14 protein-coding genes and 1 pseudogene are annotated in these 20117 nt (G+C 41.5%); all 15 read right to left on the bottom strand.

Annotated elements, in window-relative coordinates:
• Nucleotides 1–589: 589 nt before the first annotated feature.
• The 15 genes and pseudogenes from DESACI_RS11055 to DESACI_RS10990 all read right to left on the bottom strand — a co-directional run bounded on the left by DESACI_RS11055 (nucleotide 590) and on the right by DESACI_RS10990 (nucleotide 20115).
• The gene (locus tag DESACI_RS11055) at nucleotides 590–1228 is read right to left on the bottom strand and encodes a universal stress protein (protein ID WP_041276056.1); all 639 of its coding nucleotides are present in this window, start codon (nucleotides 1226–1228) and stop codon (nucleotides 590–592) included.
• 470 nt (nucleotides 1229–1698) lie between these two features.
• Nucleotides 1699–2238, bottom strand: coding sequence for a chromate transporter (locus DESACI_RS11050; protein WP_014827279.1), 540 nt, complete (start codon nucleotides 2236–2238; stop codon nucleotides 1699–1701).
• Nucleotides 2235–2843: a chromate transporter gene (locus DESACI_RS11045; RefSeq protein ID WP_014827278.1), complete on the bottom strand. Its 609-nt coding sequence runs from the start codon at nucleotides 2841–2843 to the stop codon at nucleotides 2235–2237. The genes DESACI_RS11050 and DESACI_RS11045 overlap by 4 nt, the downstream gene beginning before the upstream one ends.
• An 877-nt stretch (nucleotides 2844–3720) precedes the next feature.
• Entirely contained in the window at nucleotides 3721–3864 is a 144-nt protein-coding gene (locus DESACI_RS24530) for a hypothetical protein (RefSeq protein WP_158310171.1), read from the bottom strand.
• A 382-nt stretch (nucleotides 3865–4246) separates the two neighbouring features.
• A complete protein-coding gene (gene aprA / locus DESACI_RS11040; protein WP_014827276.1) occupies nucleotides 4247–6139 on the bottom strand; it encodes an adenylyl-sulfate reductase subunit alpha in 1893 nt (630 codons plus the stop codon).
• A gap of 38 nt (nucleotides 6140–6177) precedes the next feature.
• Nucleotides 6178–6618 carry an adenylyl-sulfate reductase subunit beta gene (gene aprB / locus DESACI_RS11035; RefSeq protein WP_014827275.1) on the bottom strand — a complete coding sequence of 147 codons (441 nt, stop codon included), beginning with the start codon at nucleotides 6616–6618 and terminating at the stop codon, nucleotides 6178–6180.
• 81 nt (nucleotides 6619–6699) lie between these two features.
• Complete coding sequence (sat, locus tag DESACI_RS11030) at nucleotides 6700–7872, bottom strand: sulfate adenylyltransferase (RefSeq protein WP_041276055.1); 1173 nt, start codon at nucleotides 7870–7872, stop codon at nucleotides 6700–6702.
• A 219-nt stretch (nucleotides 7873–8091) separates the two neighbouring features.
• Nucleotides 8092–9261 (bottom strand): (Fe-S)-binding protein, encoded by a 1170-nt coding sequence (locus DESACI_RS11025; RefSeq protein ID WP_014827273.1) that lies wholly within the window; start codon nucleotides 9259–9261, stop codon nucleotides 8092–8094.
• 27 nt (nucleotides 9262–9288) lie between these two features.
• A complete protein-coding gene (locus DESACI_RS11020) occupies nucleotides 9289–11511 on the bottom strand; it encodes a hydrogenase iron-sulfur subunit (RefSeq protein ID WP_014827272.1) in 2223 nt (740 codons plus the stop codon).
• A 4-nt stretch (nucleotides 11512–11515) separates the two neighbouring features.
• The gene (locus DESACI_RS11015; protein WP_014827271.1) at nucleotides 11516–12763 is read right to left on the bottom strand and encodes a CoB--CoM heterodisulfide reductase iron-sulfur subunit A family protein; all 1248 of its coding nucleotides are present in this window, start codon (nucleotides 12761–12763) and stop codon (nucleotides 11516–11518) included.
• A gap of 744 nt (nucleotides 12764–13507) precedes the next feature.
• On the bottom strand, nucleotides 13508–13858 hold the full coding sequence (locus DESACI_RS11010) for a YlbF/YmcA family competence regulator (RefSeq protein WP_014827270.1): 351 nt from the start codon (nucleotides 13856–13858) through the stop codon (nucleotides 13508–13510).
• A gap of 343 nt (nucleotides 13859–14201) precedes the next feature.
• Nucleotides 14202–16095 (bottom strand): annotated as a pseudogene (gene aprA, locus DESACI_RS11005) (adenylyl-sulfate reductase subunit alpha).
• Between the two features lie 46 nt (nucleotides 16096–16141).
• Nucleotides 16142–16585, bottom strand: coding sequence for an adenylyl-sulfate reductase subunit beta (gene aprB / locus DESACI_RS11000; protein WP_014827269.1), 444 nt, complete (start codon nucleotides 16583–16585; stop codon nucleotides 16142–16144).
• Nucleotides 16586–16984: 399 nt separating this feature from the next.
• Nucleotides 16985–19024 (bottom strand): heterodisulfide reductase-related iron-sulfur binding cluster, encoded by a 2040-nt coding sequence (locus tag DESACI_RS10995; RefSeq protein WP_014827268.1) that lies wholly within the window; start codon nucleotides 19022–19024, stop codon nucleotides 16985–16987.
• Between the two features lie 101 nt (nucleotides 19025–19125).
• Entirely contained in the window at nucleotides 19126–20115 is a 990-nt protein-coding gene (locus DESACI_RS10990) for an electron transfer flavoprotein subunit alpha/FixB family protein (protein ID WP_014827267.1), read from the bottom strand.
• Nucleotides 20116–20117 lie beyond the last annotated feature (2 nt).

The raw sequence follows: 20117 nt of genomic DNA, 5'->3' as shown, positions 1-20117 counted from the left end.
CTTCAGTATTTCTTTGGATTTATGATATAATAAACATGTCAAATTTCTTAGCAGCCTTTGCAAGGCTGTTTTTTTTTATAAATTAGATTAGAATACTGTGCTTTTATAATGGATATGATTCTAACCAACTAACCACGCAAGTTAGTTTAACATATACATATTACTCTTGTAAAACGGGCTTGTTCACCTCCTATTTACTTGTGACTTTACTAACAAGTACAGATTAGCATTGTATTCGCACTGTGTCTATATCAAATCAATATGTTCATAATCAATATAATTAATTATAAATGATTCCTCCAAAATTATCCAAGTCTTCAGAGACACTTGGCTAATCTTCACACAATAGGTGTATGCGTAATATATAGCAGTTTTATGATAGGTTCGTCCGCTGATCGCCGTAGCCGTTGGCAGGTTAGTTGAACTTATGTTCGAGAATAGTATATGACCGATAGTTATACCTTCAGAGATTGAAAAAAGACCTTAGATTAAAATCCAAAGTCTTTTAAAGAATATTTACAATTAAATTAACGTTCTCTAATTTCCAAAATTAGAATATTTTATATTAAATATTATTCCGTGAATTTCTTTATAAATCTGAAGATGCCAGGTAGTTATCAATAAAATCTTCAGGAAGCTTTTTAATCAATAATACGGGAAGGGGTGATTTGTCAAGAACTGTATGAGCTAAACTACCGAACATTAGCCCTTTTATAGTTGAAAGGCCACGTGTTCCCATAACAATTAATTGAAAAGGATTTTGTGTCGCATAATCTATGATCATTTTAACCGTTTCGGAAATACTTGCAGTTTCATTAAGACTTGTTTTTTTATACAGAATTTGCTCTTTAACATCGCTTGAGCGTTTCTGATAGATTTCATTTGTCTTTTTTAAGATTTGCGCGTATTTTTTTTGACTCTCTGAAGTAATTTCTGTTTCTTTGAGTATACTCTTCATCCATTCAGGATCAGGATTCTCGGGCCAGAAATCAATCCACCTATAATCATTTTCGGTTAAACGACCCCAATGATAACGCTTATATTTTGGTCGTAACTCTAACCAACTATATTTTGTCTCTTCATTTCCATCATCACTTTCTTGTACTTGCAGAATTGTCAGCTCCATATTTGGTATTTTCCTTAAAAGGGTAGCTGTATATACTGCAGCAGAAAAAGCTTGATGAGACCCATCTGAATAAAGTAATACTTTAAATTTCGAATCATTCATACGAACACCTCTTTCACAATGTGGAGGAATAACCGTCAATTTTCCCAGGACACAATGCCCCATCTCTTTCCATATGATTTAAGTCATTTCCTATTTTAAAAATTATAGCATATTTAAATAACGAAGAACAATATAAGATAGAACCTTATTTGTAAATAACTATTAAAAAAGAGTCATAGTAAAAGAAGAAGCTCCAGAGATCTCGGACCATACTGAAGCTAAACTGTAGCTGTTAAATTGCCTTCTGACTTGTAGAGTTACTACGTGTTCCTACGAGTTCGTTCCGTCTTTCGTATTCTCATCCAATCGTGAGACTCCCACTTCTATAAGTGGGAGTGGTCCCCGGTCTCTGCTTCGGTGGGGGTAGAGTCCCCAACCGAAGCCCCGATGTTCAGCTTTAGCTGTACGAGTTCACTCAATTCTCATAACTTAGGCATTCAGGCATTCAGTGAATATTTATATTGATTGGCCTAAAATATAAAAACGCCGATGATTCCTGATCCAAGGATAAGATAAGCCGGATGTATCTTTGTCTTTATTAATAAAATGAAAGCGGCGACTAATAATATGCTGCTTCTAATATCTATGAATTGGCTTCCGCCGACAATTCCATTGCTGATTGCAAACTTAATGGCTGCAAAAGCTATAACGCCTACAATTGTTGGTCTCAGTCCATAAAAGGCAGCTTTTACATAAGGATGTTCTTGGAATGCAAAGAATAATTTCCCTACCAGAAGAATTAGCAGTAATGATGGTAACGTCACTCCGATACATGCAACTACAGCACCCGTCAGTCCGGCTAATTTATAACCAACAATCGTTGACGTATTACTGGCAATTGGTCCAGGTGCCATGGCCGATACAGCAATCATGTCTGTGAATTGACTGATATCGAGCCAGTGATGACTTTGCATTTCCGTCTGGATGAGGGGGATCATGGCATATCCTCCCCCGAAACTTACAAGCCCGAGTTTAAAAAATGTTATTATCATTTCTAAATATAAACTCATAGCGTTTCACCAGCTTTCTTATGCGATAGTCGTTTATTTTGCTGATCCTTAACTTTTACAATTACAATTCCGGCAAAAGCTCCTAAAAAGATGACTAAGATTAAATTAAGACTTTTGAAAAGTAAGAGAGAAATTATACAAACGGCACACAGGGCAGCACATATTTTATCTACTACGGAAACAAGCCCCATTTTGTAAGCCGCCGATGCGATCAATGCTACTACAATAGGCCTAATTCCTTTCAATGCTGCTTGAACATAGATATTATGTTGGAAAGAACCTAGTAAAGCACCTAATACTATAATAATCGCGAAGGTTGGAATGACAATTCCTAACAAAGCAGACAAAGCACCAGCTATTCCACCGATCTGATAACCTACAAATGTAGCTGAATTGACAGCAATTGCGCCAGGTAACGACTGAGAAACTGCAAAGATATCAACAAGGTTCTCTCGATCTATCCATTGTTTTTTATGAACAATTTCTTCCTCCATGATAGGAATCATGGCGAATCCCCCGCCAAAAGTAATCGGAGATATTTTGAAAAAAACCATAAAAATCTCATATAGAAACTTGATCGTAATTTTCCTCTTTTCCTTTTCCACTTTAACTCCCCCTATTATAAAAACAAGTTATACAGGATTAATTTTATAAATTTAATTGTGTTCTTTGAATTATCCCCCCTATCCTAGTTGAATACATCTATGTCAGACAGTAGGTTTCAAAGTTATTGACATATAACCCAGAATAATCCATGGCTTGTAATAGAGATAATTTTCACTTGATAATCTATAAATTTAATCCTGCTAGCTAGGATTAGTGAAAAAGATTAAAATTTTGAGGGATAAACCAAAGTAAAAATATCGAATCTTAATTGCGAACATATCTGCATGATCTTTCAAAACATATTGATGTCTATTAGATGTCAATTATATTGTCGGCTGAAATACATTCATTATTCATTATCTTTGTTATAATAGGCACATTGCAATGCTCATTGGTATTTACATCGAATTTATGACTTAAGATTAACACCGTGAGTATTCCGAGTCAATATGGTCGTAATCAAGATATGTTATGGCAAGAATATATTGCTAGAATATTATGAATATTATTTGGTTATTAAAATTGAATTATTATTTAGTTACTTATGTTTATTTATATCTTTCTTGCCCTTATTAATATAAAATTGATATATTAATTGTGTTAAGATTGTATTTCAAGCGAAATATCATTCGTTATTTAAATATATATTCAATGTTTTTTACTAAGTTTCCCATATACGATTTTATCTCTTGTTGAACTCATAGCTTCCTTAGGTTTAATATTAATTTTAATTATTATTCTTTGTTTCTTGATTTACTCTTTGCTTTCATTAGGTGTTTTTTAAATATCTAATTTAAATATAATCTGTAAGTGCAATTTGTGTAGCAATTTCTAAAAAAATTTTACGAGCGACAGAAGTTACTATTTTTGCACTTGTTAGCCTTTGGCACAGGAGGTCCCTTCTCGCAATCCCGATAGTGTCCCGTGGAGAGTATCGCACATGTTTAGCTTCATGTACACTCGGCCAATCCACTCTGCAAGTGTATCCCTAATGAGTTTCAGTGTGATGATAAGCTTCATTCTCTTATTCTCCAAGGCCAGCGGCCTCTTCTCGCAATCCCGATACTCTCCGCTGGAGAGTATCACACTAGTTTGTTTCAGAGATTTTCGGTAGATCTACATGCCAGGTGTTATGTCTAATGAGTTGAGTGTGATGATAGGGCTCGTCCGCTTTCTTCGTAACCATTGGCTACTTAGTTGCAATTCCTGGCAGGTAAGTTGCACGACTTATGCTAGAGGGCGAAGACAATGTCTTGGCACGTATTGACTATTCTTTCTGTATTGAACAAAAAGTTATTCTTTCTGACAGGTAAAAAAGAAGACGAGTATAAACCTTTCGTATATTTCCGAAAAGCCATACTCGTCCTCAAAATTACTAAGATTAGGAGTGGTAAAGTGTTACTTAAAATTTAACGTCAAACATATCGATAACCGGACGTTTGAAGACAGACCACTCTTTGGTTTGTGGATCCCATTTCATGTTGACGAAACAATGCCAGTTCTCTTCGTCAAGAGTTGGTATGTCTGTTCTGATATAGTATCCGGGCCAACGGGTCTCTTCACGGAAGGTGACTGCTTTCAAGTGGGATTCGGCTTGCCACATTCTGTGTTTGTTTTCCCAAACTCTCAGCAATTCATAAATGTCATTGGCTGCCAGTTTTTCAGAGTCTTCTTTGAGGAATTCAAAGAGTTCTGCTGCTCTGTCTAAGGATGCTTGGTTCATGCAGAAATATACGTTAGCTCCGCCAACATACTCATCCATCAGTTTTTGTAAACGGAACATAAACTGTTTCGGAAGAATATAGTTCGGGTTAACTTGTGGATCGGTACTGAAATCTTTATATTGCTCATAGATTTCCAGCGGTTTGTAAGTGATGGCTTTCATTTCGTCAATCACAGAAGGCTCAACTTCGAGAAGTGTGTTGTTCTCTAAGATATATTTGCAAGCTGACTTTCCTGCAATACGTCCTTCTGCGTGAGTTCCTGAGGAGAATTTGTGCGGGCAGTTTCCGGATGCGTCCCCTGCTGCAAAGAGGCCAGGAACGGTGGTCATGTTAGCATAACCCCAGAAGTAGTCTGTTCCAGCGGAGAGGTCTTCCGGACCGGAAATCCATGCTCCTGAAGAACCGGAGTGAGAGCTGATGAAGTAAGGCTCTGCTGCTGCGATTTCAGAAGATCTTTCTTCAGGCTGAACGTTGGTTGCTGCCCAAAGTAAAGCTTGTGCAATCGTCATATCGAGGAAGTCTTCCCATGCTTCATTCTCTAAGGATTTCATTTTCTTCTTGAAGGCTTTTTCGTCTCCTTCATACGCTTTGGCCAGATTGGAAATAGCTTCTTCTGTACGCATGAAGAGAGGTCCTTTACCTTCTTGAACGTCTAATAACCCCAGATGGTTACGAAGGTTTGCAGGAATTGGTTTAATGGAACCGTAGACGCCAAATTTTTTCAGCTCATCGGCGCGGGTTTCCATGTAGTTTTCACCCAAAGCATTGGTTGCGCGGGATTTGAAGAGTAAGAACCAAGCTCCAACAGGACCATAAGCGTCTTTAAAACGAATCGGTACAAAGCGTACTTCTTGGCTGCTCATCTCTGCTCCAGCCTTCATGGTGAAGTAAGCGGATGAACCGGTGGAGAATGGAGGATACCATGAACGTCCGGCACCTTCACCTGTGGATTTAGGTTTGAAGACACCAACCGTTCCGCCCATTGCACACAAGGTTGCTTTTGCTTTGAAGACATAGAATTTGTTCTCACGAACACTGAAGCCAACAGCTCCTACGCATTTACCGTCTTTTAAGAGGGGCTCAGTGATGAAAACTCTCTCATAAATGTTTTCTTCGCCTAAAGCAGTCTTAGCAGCTTCAGCAACGATAACTTTATAGGATTCACCGCTGATCATCAGTTGCCATTTTCCTTCGTGAACATAGTTGCCTTCTTCGTCTTTCCACAAAGGAAGACCCCATTTTTCAAACATGTGCACGGAGCTGTCAACGTGACGAGCGATGTTAGCGACTAAGTCATCACGAGCAATTCCCATCATATCGCCTTTAACGTAGCGGACATAGTCTTGAACAGTATTTCTGCCTTCTGCAAGACCAACATAAAGGTTAATAGCGGACAATCCCATTCCGACTGCACCGGAACGCGGCATTGATGCTTTATCAACTAAGGTTACTTTAAGTCCGTGTTTTTTGCCCCAGTAAGCTGCTTCTACAGCTGCGCCGCAGGCTCCCATTCCGCCTCCGATGATCAGAAGGTCGGTTGTTACTTCTACTGTTTCAAAGTTCATTGGCATTGATTTTAACCTCCCTATTTATTCCTTATTGCAAGAGCTTATTTCTTATAAGTCCAAACCGGCATTTTCATGGAAGAAGGCTCAGTGAAGAGTTCGATGCTGTTGATATCGGTGTTTGCTTCAACAAAGCCGCCATCAGGTACAGCAGAACCTTCTTCAGTTGTACGGATGGGGAACTTAAAGCGTTTAGTCATGCCATTGCGGAATTTAACGGTCCACATGATGCTGTCCGAACCACGAAGAGGTACACAGGAAGCGCCGAGGGGAACAAAATCTGCATATCCGCGAAGGTCCATAGCTTGTTGCGGGCAAGCTTTAACACAGCATAAGCACTCCCAGCATTGGCTTGGATCTAGGTTTACAGCTTTCATTCTTTCTTTGTCTAAAAACATCAGGTCATTTGGGCATGCATACATGCAAGCTGTTTTATCTTGCCCTTTGCATCCGTCACACTTTTCTGCAATTACAAAACTTGGCATTTGTTAAACCTCCATCATTCATATATTTTTGAAACTAAACTTAAGAAAAAATTTCCTAGTTTAATTTACAAACCAAATGTTTTACTTATTTAATGAGCCATAATATTTGAGTAAGATTTGCAGAACTTCTGGACGACTGAAATTGCTGGGTGGAACTTCTCCAGCTCCTAACATTGCTCTTAATTTTGTACCGCTAATTTTGAGGTGATCTTCTTTACCATGAGGACAGGTTTTCTCAGTGGTCATACCTTCACACTTGTTGCAGTACATAGCAGCAGTTACTTTAAGTGGTTGACAGAGAATTTCACCGGGTTTGAATTGCTCGAAGATTTCTTGGGCTTGATAAGCTGTATAATAGTCACCAACACCGGCATGGTCACGGCCAATTAAGATATGGCTGCAGCCGAAGTTTTGACGGAAAATAGCATGAAGAATAGCTTCGCTTGGTCCTGCATAACGCATTTCCATCGGATATACTTTCATAACAACATTCTTGGGATTGAAGTAGTTCTTTAAGAGAACTTCATAGCAATCTAAACGAACTTCTGCAGGAATATCACCTTTTTTAAGTTTTCCTACGATTGGGTGAATGAAGAGTCCATCACAAACTTCATTTCCCATTTTGCAGAGAAATTCGTGAGAACGATGCAAGGGGTTACGGGTTTGGAACGCAGCAACGGTTGCCCAGCCTTTTTCATCAAAGATTTTTCTGGTTTGTTCCGGAGTAGCATAATAGTCGCCATATTTAGAAGCATAGCCCAATTGGCTGAAGGTTACTAAAGAACCGCCAACGTTGATGTCTCCTTGAGCCATGACTTTTTTAACGCCATCGTGTTCTGGATCATCAGTGAAGAAAACAGCTTTGCATTCTTTAACTTTGTCATATTCATACATATCGCTGATGGTTAAGATACCAACATAGGTATCAGTTTCATCATCAACTACGGCAACTTCTTGACCAACTTTAAGAGATCCGGCTTGCTCTTTAGTAACGGAAAGAGTAATGGGGAGAGGCCATGCTAAACCATTGGTTAAGTGTTTGGTTTCTACAACACTCTCATAGTTTGCTTTGTCCATGAAACCGGTTAAGGGACTGAATGCACCCATGCCGATCATTAAAACGTCTGATGTTTCTCTTGAAGTCATGCGAATTACCGGTAATGTTTTAGCCTTTGCCAGAGCCTCAGCACGTTGTGCTTCAGGAAGCAACACAGGAGTTAATTTTCCGCCATGGGGTGGTACTAATTTTGACATCATTAAGTCCTCCTCTATCTATTTTCTTCATTGAGAGTCTACGAATTTGTGTATAGTATTCGCCAGAGTCCACAAATTTTGCTGCTAGGAGCAGCATTGAAGGATTACCGGCATCCCCCCCCTCGAATATTATCTTTTAAATAATTAAGACAATATCACTAAGCTGAACCCTCTATCTTGTAGATCTAAAAACACGATATTTGTATTACCTACCAGATATTAAGGCTTGCTCGCTGAACAAAGGAGTTCGGACATTTCCATAACTTCCAGCACATCTTTCTTCTCCAGACCTGCACAAGCATCGTCGAGCATTAAGATGCAATAGGGACAGGCTGTGACTAAGACATCAGCTTGCTTATCCACTGCATCGGTAATTCTCAATTCTCCGAAGCGTTGGCCAAATGGTACTTCCGCCCAAACACGTCCTCCTCCGCCTGCACAGCAGAGGCTCTTGCTCTGATTGCGGTCCAGTTCGACGAACTCTACTCCGGGGACAGCTTGGATCAGTTCCCTCGGTGCATCATACACTTCGTTATGCCGTCCTAAATAACACGGATCATGGAAGGTTACCTTTTTCCCTACTTCTCCCTTAAAGGTCAGTTTTCCTTCTTTCACCAGTTTGCTTAGAACTTCCGAATAATGCACGACTTCATACTCTCCGCCGTAGTCCGGATAATCCTTCTTAAAGGCATATAAGCAGTGGGGCGATGTCGTTATGATCTTCTTGACCCCTTTGCTGTTAAACAAGTTAATGTTGGACTCTGCTAACTTTTGGAACAATTCTTCATCGCCCAGTTTACGGATTGTCTCTCCGCAGCAGTTCTCTTCCGCTGTTAAGACTCCGAAGCTTACTCCGGCTTGTTTTAACAGGCTGACAATGCTTTTCGCGATTTTCTTGCTCCGGGTATCGTAGCAGGAGGTGCAGCAGACATACAGCAAGTACTCTGTGTCTTCACTGAAGGCTGGAATATCCAGTCCTTCCTGCCATTCCGTACGCTTTTCTTTCTCTCCTGACCAGGGGTTTCCGTTGGCATGAATGCTTCCGGCGATCGGCCTCAGGTGCGCCGGTAAAAACCCTGCACCTACTGTGGTGTTTCGCATCGACCGTACGTTGCTGATAATATCTACTTTCCTCGGGCAATTCGTTTGACACATCCCGCAGGTCGCGCAGGCAAACAGGACTTCTTCTTCTTCAAAACCTTCTAATCCCAGTTGACCCAAGCGCTGCATTTTCCGAATGTTAAATGCTTCACTCACTTCTCCGGGGACTAACCGCCAAGGACAAAGGTTGGTGCAGAGTCCGCATTGCATACACCAGCTGAGCGTCTCCGCCCCTGAAGAAACAATATAATCTTTCATCTCCAGAGATACACTTTTTATTTCTTCCATACTAATGCTCCTTTGCTATTCAAGGACTTAGAACCCTTTATAGGGGTTAGGACCCAGTTCTTCTAGTCTCTCGGCAAAGCCGTCCAGGATTCCTGGTATTTGATCGTAATCCATAATGGATACTTGTTCCATCCGTACGCGCTCCGACTCCAGTGACAATCGATCTAACGTTTCTGCCACTTTCGAAAGCCGGGTTTCCGCCAATTCGCTTCCTTTGATGAAGTGGCATTGATAGTCATCGCCGTGCTTACATCCCAGGAGTAATATGCCATCAATTCCTTTGGATAACGTATCCGCGATCCATACCAGGCTCATGGAACCTAAGCATCTTACGGGAATCACCCGTACCCAAGCATTGTACTTTAATCGGTTGATACCCGCCATGTCTAATGCCGGTATGGCATCATTTTCACAGGCGAATACTACAATTCTTGGTTTTTCTTCATCCTCTTCCGGTACTTCAATGGCTTTAATCATGTTGCCAATCATCGGCACGGAGTAGTTTTTGAAGGAAATGATCCGTTCCGGGCAAGCTCCCATACAGATTCCGCACCGTCGGCAACGGGTTGGATTCGGCAGCGGGTTGAATTTATCATCTTCGTTGATCGCTCCGAAAGGACATTCTACGGTACAACGTTTACATTGTGTACAACGCTGCATAGCAAAACTTGGGAAGGATAGATCCCCTACCCTTGGATGCACCGCGGAACCCAGTTCGCTCAGTTCAATGCATTGGATGGCTTTCATCGCTGCTCCGGTGGCATCTTCGATACTGGAAAGAGCATCCATCGGGGCTCGAACACTTCCTGCCGCATAGATCCCCGTTCGTCGGGTTTCATAAGGGAAGCAGATGAAATGGGAGTCTGAAAATCCATATTTCAGGGTCGGCATCTCAGGGCCTTGGCGATACGCCAGATTCAACAGATTTGAACGGATGATCGTGTCACCTTGCGGTTTCTCTTCTTTTTCTTTTTCTTCGTCGTCACTCTTCGCATCTAAGCTTTCTCCGAAAGCTGTTGTTGGGACCATCCCTGTGGCTAAGACGACTAGATCAACCCCTTCGGTGCCTATGGTCGCACCCGTAAGGACGTCTGCCGCTTCGATGAGCAGGTTCTTGTCATCGTCTTCTGTAATCCCTGTCACGTCTCCGCGAACGAAGATGGCTCCGTCTTTTTGTACTCGTTTGTACAGTTTTTCATACTGTCCGGGAGTTCGGATATCTTTATTGAAAACGTAGATCGCAGCTTCCGGGTTTTGCTCCTTCAGATAAGTTGCTTGCTTCAGGGATTCTACACAGCAGACTGAGGAGCAATATGGCAGGTGGTTACCATCCCGTGAGCCTGCACATTGCAGGAACGCGATGCTTTGTACTTCTTTGCCGTCTCCGGGGCGTACAATCTTTCCGTTTTTCGCCAGTTCTTCAAAGGCTTGACTAGTGATAACGTTAGCATATTTGCCATAACCAAGGTGCTCTAATTTCCCGGCTTCATAGGGTACGGCTCCGGTAGCTAAGACAACGGATCCGATGCGTTCCTTGATTACACTGCCGTTTTGCTCGATGGTCACATCAAACATTCCCGGCGCACCGGCGATCTCTTTAATTTCTGCACCGGTGTAGATTGTGACATCCGGGTTGGCTTCTGCTTCTTGGATTCTTGAGGCGATATCGACCTCTTCCGGATCGCTGTAAGGAGCCTTTAAGGGAGCTTGTTTAAATAAGCTGTTCATCCAGCCGCCCAGTACCGGGTTCTTCTCAACGAGGACTGTTTTATAGCCTGCTTTGGCTCCTTCAAGGGCTGCAGTGATTCCTGTCAGGCCTCCGCCCACGACGAGGATGGTTTTAACCATGTTCTCGACTCGGTACCCTTCCGGGATGTCAATATGGGCAGCCTTGGCCAGACTCATCCGCAGGTTGTCTTCCGCCATCATTTGGGTATCTTCATCATCCTCGGGATGGCACCAGATGACTTGTTCCCGCAAATTGGCCCGTTCCAGGATGATTGAGGGCCCAAAATCAAAGACATCATAATTGACCCGGGATGAGCAGCCGGCGATGACGACGGTGTTAACCCCTTCGTTAGCGATGTCACTTTTAATTTGAGCGACGCCTTCTTCTCCGCAGAAAAACGCGTGTGTCTTACATACAGGAACTTTGCTTTCTTTGGTGGCAACCTTGGACAGAGCCTCAATGTCTAAGGCGTCTCCAATTCCACAGCCGGTACAGATATATACCCCTGTCTTTTTATCCATTGAGCTACCTCCTCACCGTAGATTGTAGGGCTTTTAGTGCTGCTGCTGTAGCATCTTTTGCCGATGAGGCTACATCCAATGGCTTCTTCACGCTTCCAGCGCCATAGATCCCGGGTTTTTCTGATTCTGAAGCAATAAATCCGTCCTCATCATAGGCTATACTAACCGGTACTTTGGTTCCGGCTGTGGATGGCACCATGCCTGTCGCCAAAACGACCATGTCCACACGTTCCCTCATGATTTCACCGGTTTCTTGATTCTCGACTTGTACGATCAGTTCCTTCGTCGCAGGATCTTCGGAGATCTCTCCTACTTTTCCTTTGATCAGGTTGATCTTGTCTTGGACGTTTGTATAAAAGTCTTCATATTTTCCCATCGCCCGGACGTCAATGTAAAACATCGATACTTTCGCATCCGGACTTTGTTTTAAGACGTAGGTTGCTTGTTTCAACGATGCCATGCAGCAAATGCCGGAACAATACGCCAGGTGGTTCTCATCACGAGATCCGGCGCACTGGACAAATGCAATGGTTTTAACTTCTTTGCCATCCGAAGGTCGGACAATCTTTCCGGCGGTCGGACCATTAATGGCGGCCATACGTTCCATCATGACATTCGTAATAACATTTTGATACCGGCCAAAGCCGTAATAGGAGATCTTTGCAGCATCATATGGCTCCCAGCCGGTAGCCCATACGATAGAACCCACGTTGAGTTTGAAACTTTTGGGTTCCATATCCAATTCGATAGCGCCATACTCACAGGCACTGAGACATTTACCGCATTCTGCTCCCAGACATGCTTCCCCGTCAATCAGGTACTTCATGGGAAACGCAAAGGCATGAGCTTGATAGATTGCCTTCGTTTTATCCATACCGTAATTGAACTCATTGGCTCTCTCTGCCGGGCATACTTCCGTACATTTCCCGCAAGCTGTGCAGTTTTGGTTCACATAGCGCGGTTTCGATGTTACGGTGACGGTAAAATCCCCTTCGTCTCCCTCAATGGATTCGATCTCTGCCAAGGTGAAAAATTTGATTCTCGGATTCTGCTTTATTCTGCGGAAGTTAATCTCTAACCCGCAGTTTGGAGGGCATAACTTAGGAAAATATTGGTTCATCTGGGCTACCCGGCCGCCAAGATAGGCTTTCTCTTCAACCAGATAGACCTCGCTTCCTGCTTCGGAAGCTTCTACAGCGGCGGTAAGCCCGCTGATTCCCCCTCCAACCACCAGAATACTCTTATAAGCCATCCTTTTACCTCTTTTCTTCCACTATCTGAAAGCATAACGTTTGGTTGTATACTGCTAGAAGAGTTAATACGTGCGAAGACAGTGTCTTCGTCCTCTAGCATAAGTGCAACTAAGCAGCCGCCTGCGCCAGAGTCTGCAAGTTGGCTAATTCGTACGAAGACAGTATCTTCGGGCGCCAGCCAAGTTTTCTTTACTTCAAAGCAAGACTTAATATTTAATCGTAACAAATTACACAAACTATTTTAAAAAAAATTTATAAGTATATTAAAAAAATTCGACAAACTACATTAAGATAACTCAGTAAATTACACCAGAACATATTAAAATAACCTATTAAAATTACTCGACTTAATTAATTTTCTCACAAATTAGATTAGCACTGAAGTCATAATACGTCAATATGAATGCGATTAAGATCTTATATTGCCAAACTATTGATCATCTTAGTCAAACTATTGATTATCTTAACCAAACATATTCAGGATGGGTCCAAGTTATATTTAGACGCAGATAAAGTCATATCTTAGAATATTACAAATGCAGAGAACAACAGATATTGAACTATTTTGCACTTATATTGAGACAAATCCATCCGTCAAAAAACATCCTCCAATAAATCTTGTTGCTTGCCCATTCTGAACAAGCAAAGATTTATTGAATAGAACAAGTTTATGCCTATGAAAAGTAAATCTAGCCATAATAATAATGTATTAAGAAAGACAAAATCATTAAGCAACAGACAAATTATTTATCGATGCTTTGAATTCCTTCCCGGATCTTACCCGATATTGTCTCCATCAATTTTTGAAAATTATTATTGGCATTGTTCGAGGCAAAGACTTGAGAATCAGATAGGCAGACATTCTCCAATTCCCGCATTTTTTCTTCATCTTCTTTAGAAAGTTCCGTTCCAGCCATTTTTTTAAGGTAATGTTCTTTCTTCAGTGTTTGCAGATCCTCTACTAATTTCCTCGCCTGTTCATTATGCAGGAGATTATATTCCGCTTTTTTGAATTCTTGATATACAGGGGTATCAGCAATCAGTTTCCCAAGGTTAATACATTTTTCTAAGATATCTTCGTATTGTTGATCCATTTTAAGTCCTCCTTAGTTCGTTTCCTGATAGTTTAAAATGATGAGTAGTGTGATGACAGCAGAGGCACAAATCCGAGCTAAACATTGTAAACCTGCCCTGATTAGTCTTAGCAAATTTACGATATTTAAATCTGGGGATGAGTTCATTTTTCTGATATCCCAGAAAATTACACACATTCCCCCACTTGTCTGCTAAATCTATTGTAATACGAACTATCCTTATTGACTACCCTTTAATGTCTATTTTGTAAATGTCTCAATTACGATTGTTTATGATGCTTTAAGCAGAGGAATAGTCCCCACTTATAGAAGTGGGGACTTAGAAAATGATAATTAACGCTGCTTAAAATTTAACATCAAACATATCAATAACCGGACGTTTGAAGACAGACCACTCTTTGGTTTGTGGATCCCATTTCATGTTGACGAAACAATGCCAGTTCTCTTCGTCAAGAGTTGGTATGTCTGTTCTGATATAGTATCCGGGCCAACGGGTCTCTTCACGGAAGGTGACTGCTTTCAAGTGGGATTCGGCTTGCCACATTCTGTGTTTGTTTTCCCAAACTCTCAGCAATTCATAAATGTCATTGGCTGCCAGTTTTTCAGAGTCTTCTTTGAGGAATTCAAAGAGTTCTGCTGCTCTGTCTAAGGATGCTTGGTTCATGCAGAAATATACGTTAGCTCCGCCAACATACTCATCCATCAGTTTTTGTAAACGGAACATAAACTGTTTCGGAAGAATATAGTTCGGGTTAACTTGTGGATCGGTACTGAAATCTTTATATTGCTCATAGATTTCCAGCGGTTTGTAAGTGATGGCTTTCATTTCGTCAATCACAGAAGGCTCAACTTCGAGAAGTGTGTTGTTCTCTAAGATATATTTGCAAGCTGACTTTCCTGCAATACGTCCTTCTGCGTGAGTTCCTGAGGAGAATTTGTGCGGGCAGTTTCCGGATGCGTCCCCTGCTGCAAAGAGGCCAGGAACGGTGGTCATGTTAGCATAACCCCAGAAGTAGTCTGTTCCAGCGGAGAGGTCTTCCGGACCGGAAATCCATGCTCCTGAAGAACCGGAGTGAGAGCTGATGAAGTAAGGCTCTGCTGCTGCGATTTCAGAAGATCTTTCTTCAGGCTGAACGTTGGTTGCTGCCCAAAGTAAAGCTTGTGCAATCGTCATATCGAGGAAGTCTTCCCATGCTTCATTCTCTAAGGATTTCATTTTCTTCTTGAAGGCTTTTTCGTCTCCTTCATACGCTTTGGCCAGATTGGAAATAGCTTCTTCTGTACGCATGAAGAGAGGTCCTTTACCTTCTTGAACGTCTAATAACCCCAGATGGTTACGAAGGTTTGCAGGAATTGGTTTAATGGAACCGTAGACGCCAAATTTTTTCAGCTCATCGGCGCGGGTTTCCATGTAGTTTTCACCCAAAGCATTGGTTGCGCGGGATTTGAAGAGTAAGAACCAAGCTCCAACAGGACCATAAGCGTCTTTAAAACGAATCGGTACAAAGCGTACTTCTTGGCTGCTCATCTCTGCTCCAGCCTTCATGGTGAAGTAAGCGGATGAACCGGTGGAGAATGGAGGATACCATGAACGTCCGGCACCTTCACCTGTGGATTTAGGTTTGAAGACACCAACCGTTCCGCCCATTGCACACAAGGTTGCTTTTGCTTTGAAGACATAGAATTTGTTCTCACGAACACTGAAGCCAACAGCTCCTACGCATTTACCGTCTTTTAAGAGGGGCTCAGTGATGAAAACTCTCTCATAAATGTTTTCTTCGCCTAAAGCAGTCTTAGCAGCTTCAGCAACGATAACTTTATAGGATTCACCGCTGATCATCAGTTGCCATTTTCCTTCGTGAACATAGTTGCCTTCTTCGTCTTTCCACAAAGGAAGACCCCATTTTTCAAACATGTGCACGGAGCTGTCAACGTGACGAGCGATGTTAGCGACTAAGTCATCACGAGCAATTCCCATCATATCGCCTTTAACGTAGCGGACATAGTCTTGAACAGTATTTCTGCCTTCTGCAAGACCAACATAAAGGTTAATAGCGGACAATCCCATTCCGACTGCACCGGAACGCGGCATTGATGCTTTATCAACTAAGGTTACTTTAAGTCCGTGTTTTTTGTCCCCAGTAAGCTGCTTCTACAGCTGCGCCGCAGGCTCCCATTCCGCCTCCGATGATCAGAAGGTCGGTTGTTACTTCTACTGTTTCAAAGTTCATTGGCATTGATTTTAACCTCCCTATTTATTCCTTATTGCATGTTTTCAAGAGATTATTTTTGATAAGTCCAAACAGCCGGTAACTTTAAGGATGAAGGTTCACTGAATAAATTAAGACTGTTGATATCTGTGTTTTCTTCAATAAAACCTCCATCGGGTACAGCGGAACCTTCTTCAGTTGTACGGATGGGGAACTTAAAGCGTTTGGTCATGCCATTGCGGAACTTAACAGTCCACATGATGCTGTCAGAACCACGGAGAGGTACGCAGGAAGCGCCGAGGGGAACGAAATCTGCATATCCGCGAAGGTCCATAGCTTGTTGCGGACAAGCTTTAACGCAGCATAAGCACTCCCAGCATTGGCTTGGATCTAAGTTTACAGCTTTCATTCTTTCTTTGTCTAAAAACATCAGGTCATTTGGGCATGCATACATGCAAGCTGTTTTATCTTGCCCTTTGCATCCGTCACACTTTTCTGCAATTACAAAACTTGGCATTTGTTAAACCTCCATCATTTTAAATTTAAAATATTGTCTGCATAGTGTTTCATACAATAATTATGCTTATTAACATAAAGACAAGTTTTGGATCGATAACTTGAATAAATTAAGGGTATTAACATGATGTCTCAGAATTATGTCTTGGCTTTACTGGCATTCGTTACATTTCTAGGAGGTAGCTCTACAGGAGTTTATCAAATTACTTATGCATCCCTCCTTTTATAAAATACCAGAAGTAAATAAATGTAATTCTATACAGAGATCACAATTAACTAAATCACTTGGATATTAGAGAATGTTCCCTCTGTACAGAATTAGTACAATGTTCTGAATTCCAATGACAATATTAAATGTTCGGAATTCGAACCATAAAAGTAAATCTTTTGAATTGATTATTTAGATTACCATTTCTAAAATTTCTGAAATATCGAGAGCCTTTAAATCCTCTCCAACTTCGCGCATAGCAATTCCATCAACAATCATGGTTAAACAGAATGGACAAGCAGTACTTACATAATTAGTTTTAACTGCGATAGCTTCATCAGTACGCATAACATTAATGCGTTCACCTTCATGCTCCTCAAGCCACATACGTCCGCCGCCGGCTCCGCAACAGAAACTCTTTTCGCCTGTATGAGCCATTTCTTTGATTTCTAAACCAACCATTTTCAGCAATTCACGTGGTTGATCATAGATCTGGTTATAGCGTCCTAAATAGCAGGAATCATGATAGGTAACTGATTTTCCGGCAATATTTTTGAATTTAAGTTTTCCTTCTTTAACAAGATCCAACAAAAAGACCGTATGATGTATGACTTCAAAATTCCCATCTAATTGAGGATATTCGTTCTTAAGAATATTAAAGCAGTGTGGACATTGAGTAATGATTTTTTTGACTCCATAACCTTTCATAACCTCAATGTTTTCCGAAGCCAATGAGTAGAATAAATATTCATTGCCAAGTTTACGTGCTGAGTCACCGCAGCATTTCTCACTATTACCCAAGATTGCAAAATGAACACCAGCTGCTTGGAACAATTTTACCAAGGCTGCAGAAACTTTTTGATTGCGTGCATCAAAGGCTCCCGAACAACCAGGCCAATATAAATATTCAGCATTAGGATCTTCATCAAAGGTTTTAACGCCAAGCCCTGTCAAGAAATCAGCACGTGTCGTCCAGCCAATCCCCCAGGGATTTCCGTTATTCTCCATATTCCTAAATGCCAGCTGGGCTTCTGCAGGGAAACGGGTCTCCATGAGTACCAGATTGCGGCGCATATCAATAGTCTTATCCACATGTTCAACAAAAACAGGACATTGCTGTTCGCAAGAACGACATGTTGTGCAGGCCCATAGATCTTCTTCCGGAATTACTTCACCAATCAGTGACCTTACCGGCAATTCTACAGCTTCTTCAGCTGCAGCACTTTCTAAATCTGCACCTTGATTGGCTACCGCTAATTTTTGTGATGCCTTAAGGGCTTCACCGGTTTCTTCCATTAAAACACGCATATCTTGAATGATCTTTTTGGGATTTAAGTGTTTTCCACTTAAGTAGGCAGGGCAATTATCCTGGCAACGTCCGCAACGTAAGCAAACATCCGTATTAAAAAGGGTTTTCCACGTAAACTCACGTAATTGACTTTTCCCAAAGGTTTCAATGCTTTCATCTTCAAAATCAATGGGTTCAGGGATTCCTATGGGTCCTCGGTGACGGAAAAACATATTTAACGGCCCGAGTATAACATGGAACATCTTTGAATAAGGGAAGTATCCGATGAACGTCATTGCTAAGAGAAGATGAAACCACCAAAGGAATCTGTGCAATGAGAGTAATTGTGCTTCGTTGAGAGATGCTTTAAGAGGAATAGATATCCACTGTCCTATAAATCCCCATCCGGCCCAAGGATCAGGTGTTGCAGCGATGCGGGTTCCTTCAATGACAAAACCCGTTAACAGTATTACAAATATTAAAGCTAGTGTGATTGCATCATCCGTTTTATTATCTAGTCGATCAGGTCTTTGTATATAACGGCGATAAAAAGCAACTACGATGCCCAGGATAGCTAATAAACCAAATACATTAGATGTTAGTTTAATAAATAAATAAAGCCATCCATGGAAAATATGTAGTCCAAAATCTGCTTGCAGCGTAATCATAGCAGTTGCAAAAGCTAAAAATACAAATCCCCAAAAAATGCAAAAGTGCATAATACCCGGATAAGAATCTTTAAGGATTCGCTTGTGCCCGAATCCATATACAAGAATATCTTTTATGCCTTGCCATACGTCTTTCCAGCGATTCTCAGGTTGTCCTAATTTCCAAAGTGACAAACGTTTGTACACTCCGTAACCGAAGAAAATAAGTGCAATGATGAAGAATAAATATAGCCAATGTTCTCCTTCAATGTTCCAGTACACTTGACGTGTGGCCATTCTCATCTCTCCTTAGTTATTTAGCGAAGCACCTTTTAGGCGCTTCGCTAAATTAATTTATTCAGTTATCAAATATCAATTACTAAAACTTAAAACTACAATTAAGCATTAACAATTTTTTTGAATTCTTCAGTGAGTACAGGAACAACTTCGAAGAGATCTCCGACGATTCCATAATCTGCAACATTGAAAATATTCGCTTCAGGATCTTTATTAATAGCAACGATAAATTTGGAAGAACCCATACCAGCAAGGTGCTGAATAGCTCCTGAAATTCCGCAGGCAATGTAGAGGGTAGGAGCAACGGTTTTTCCTGTTTGCCCAACTTGGAATTTTTGCTCTCTCCAGCCTGCATCAACTGCTGCACGAGAAGCTCCTACGGCAGCGCCGATGACATCTGCAAGTGCTTCCAAGATAACATAGTTCTCGGGGCCTTTCATTCCGCGTCCGCCGGAAACAATGATATTTGCTTCTGTCAATTCAGGACGTTTAGAAGCAGCAATGGCAACTTCCTTGAGAATTGCGCGCAAATCTGCAGCATCAATTTCCGCACTTTCTTTAACAACTTCAGCTTTGCGGGAATCATCAGCAACAGGCAAAGTATAGGTATTAGGACGAATTGTAGCAAGAATTGGACGAACACTGGAAGCAAGATATTCAAATGCTTTACCAGCATAAATTGGACGTTTAAAGACCATAAAACTGCTAGCATCGAGTTCAATGCCGGTGCAGTCAGAAGCCAGTCCGACACCTAAACGTTGGGCTAAACGAGGAGCGAGGTCCTTTCCAACAGCCGTATTACCCATAAGGACGGCTTGGGGTTCCTCTTTGCGAATCAATTGGTTCAATGCTGAAGTATAAGCTCCGGTTGTATATTCAGCCAGTTTCTCATTTTCAACGAGTATAACTTTATCTGCGCCATTGGCAGCTAGAGTTTGTGCAAGTCCTTCAATTCCTTGACCAAGTACAACGGCTACCAAAGGCTCGCCGGTTTCATCGGCCATTTTACGTCCTTGTCCAAGAAGTTCTAATGAAACTTTACGAATTTGTTGTTCGCGTTGTTCAACAACAACCCATATTCCTTTTGCCATGT

Origin of the sequence: Desulfosporosinus acidiphilus SJ4, from assembly GCF_000255115.2 — a bacterium.
Classification (GTDB): Bacteria; Bacillota; Desulfitobacteriia; order Desulfitobacteriales; family Desulfitobacteriaceae; genus Desulfosporosinus; species Desulfosporosinus acidiphilus.
Note: the sequence above shows the minus strand (reverse complement) of the source record. Positions and strands in the feature narration are given on the sequence as shown.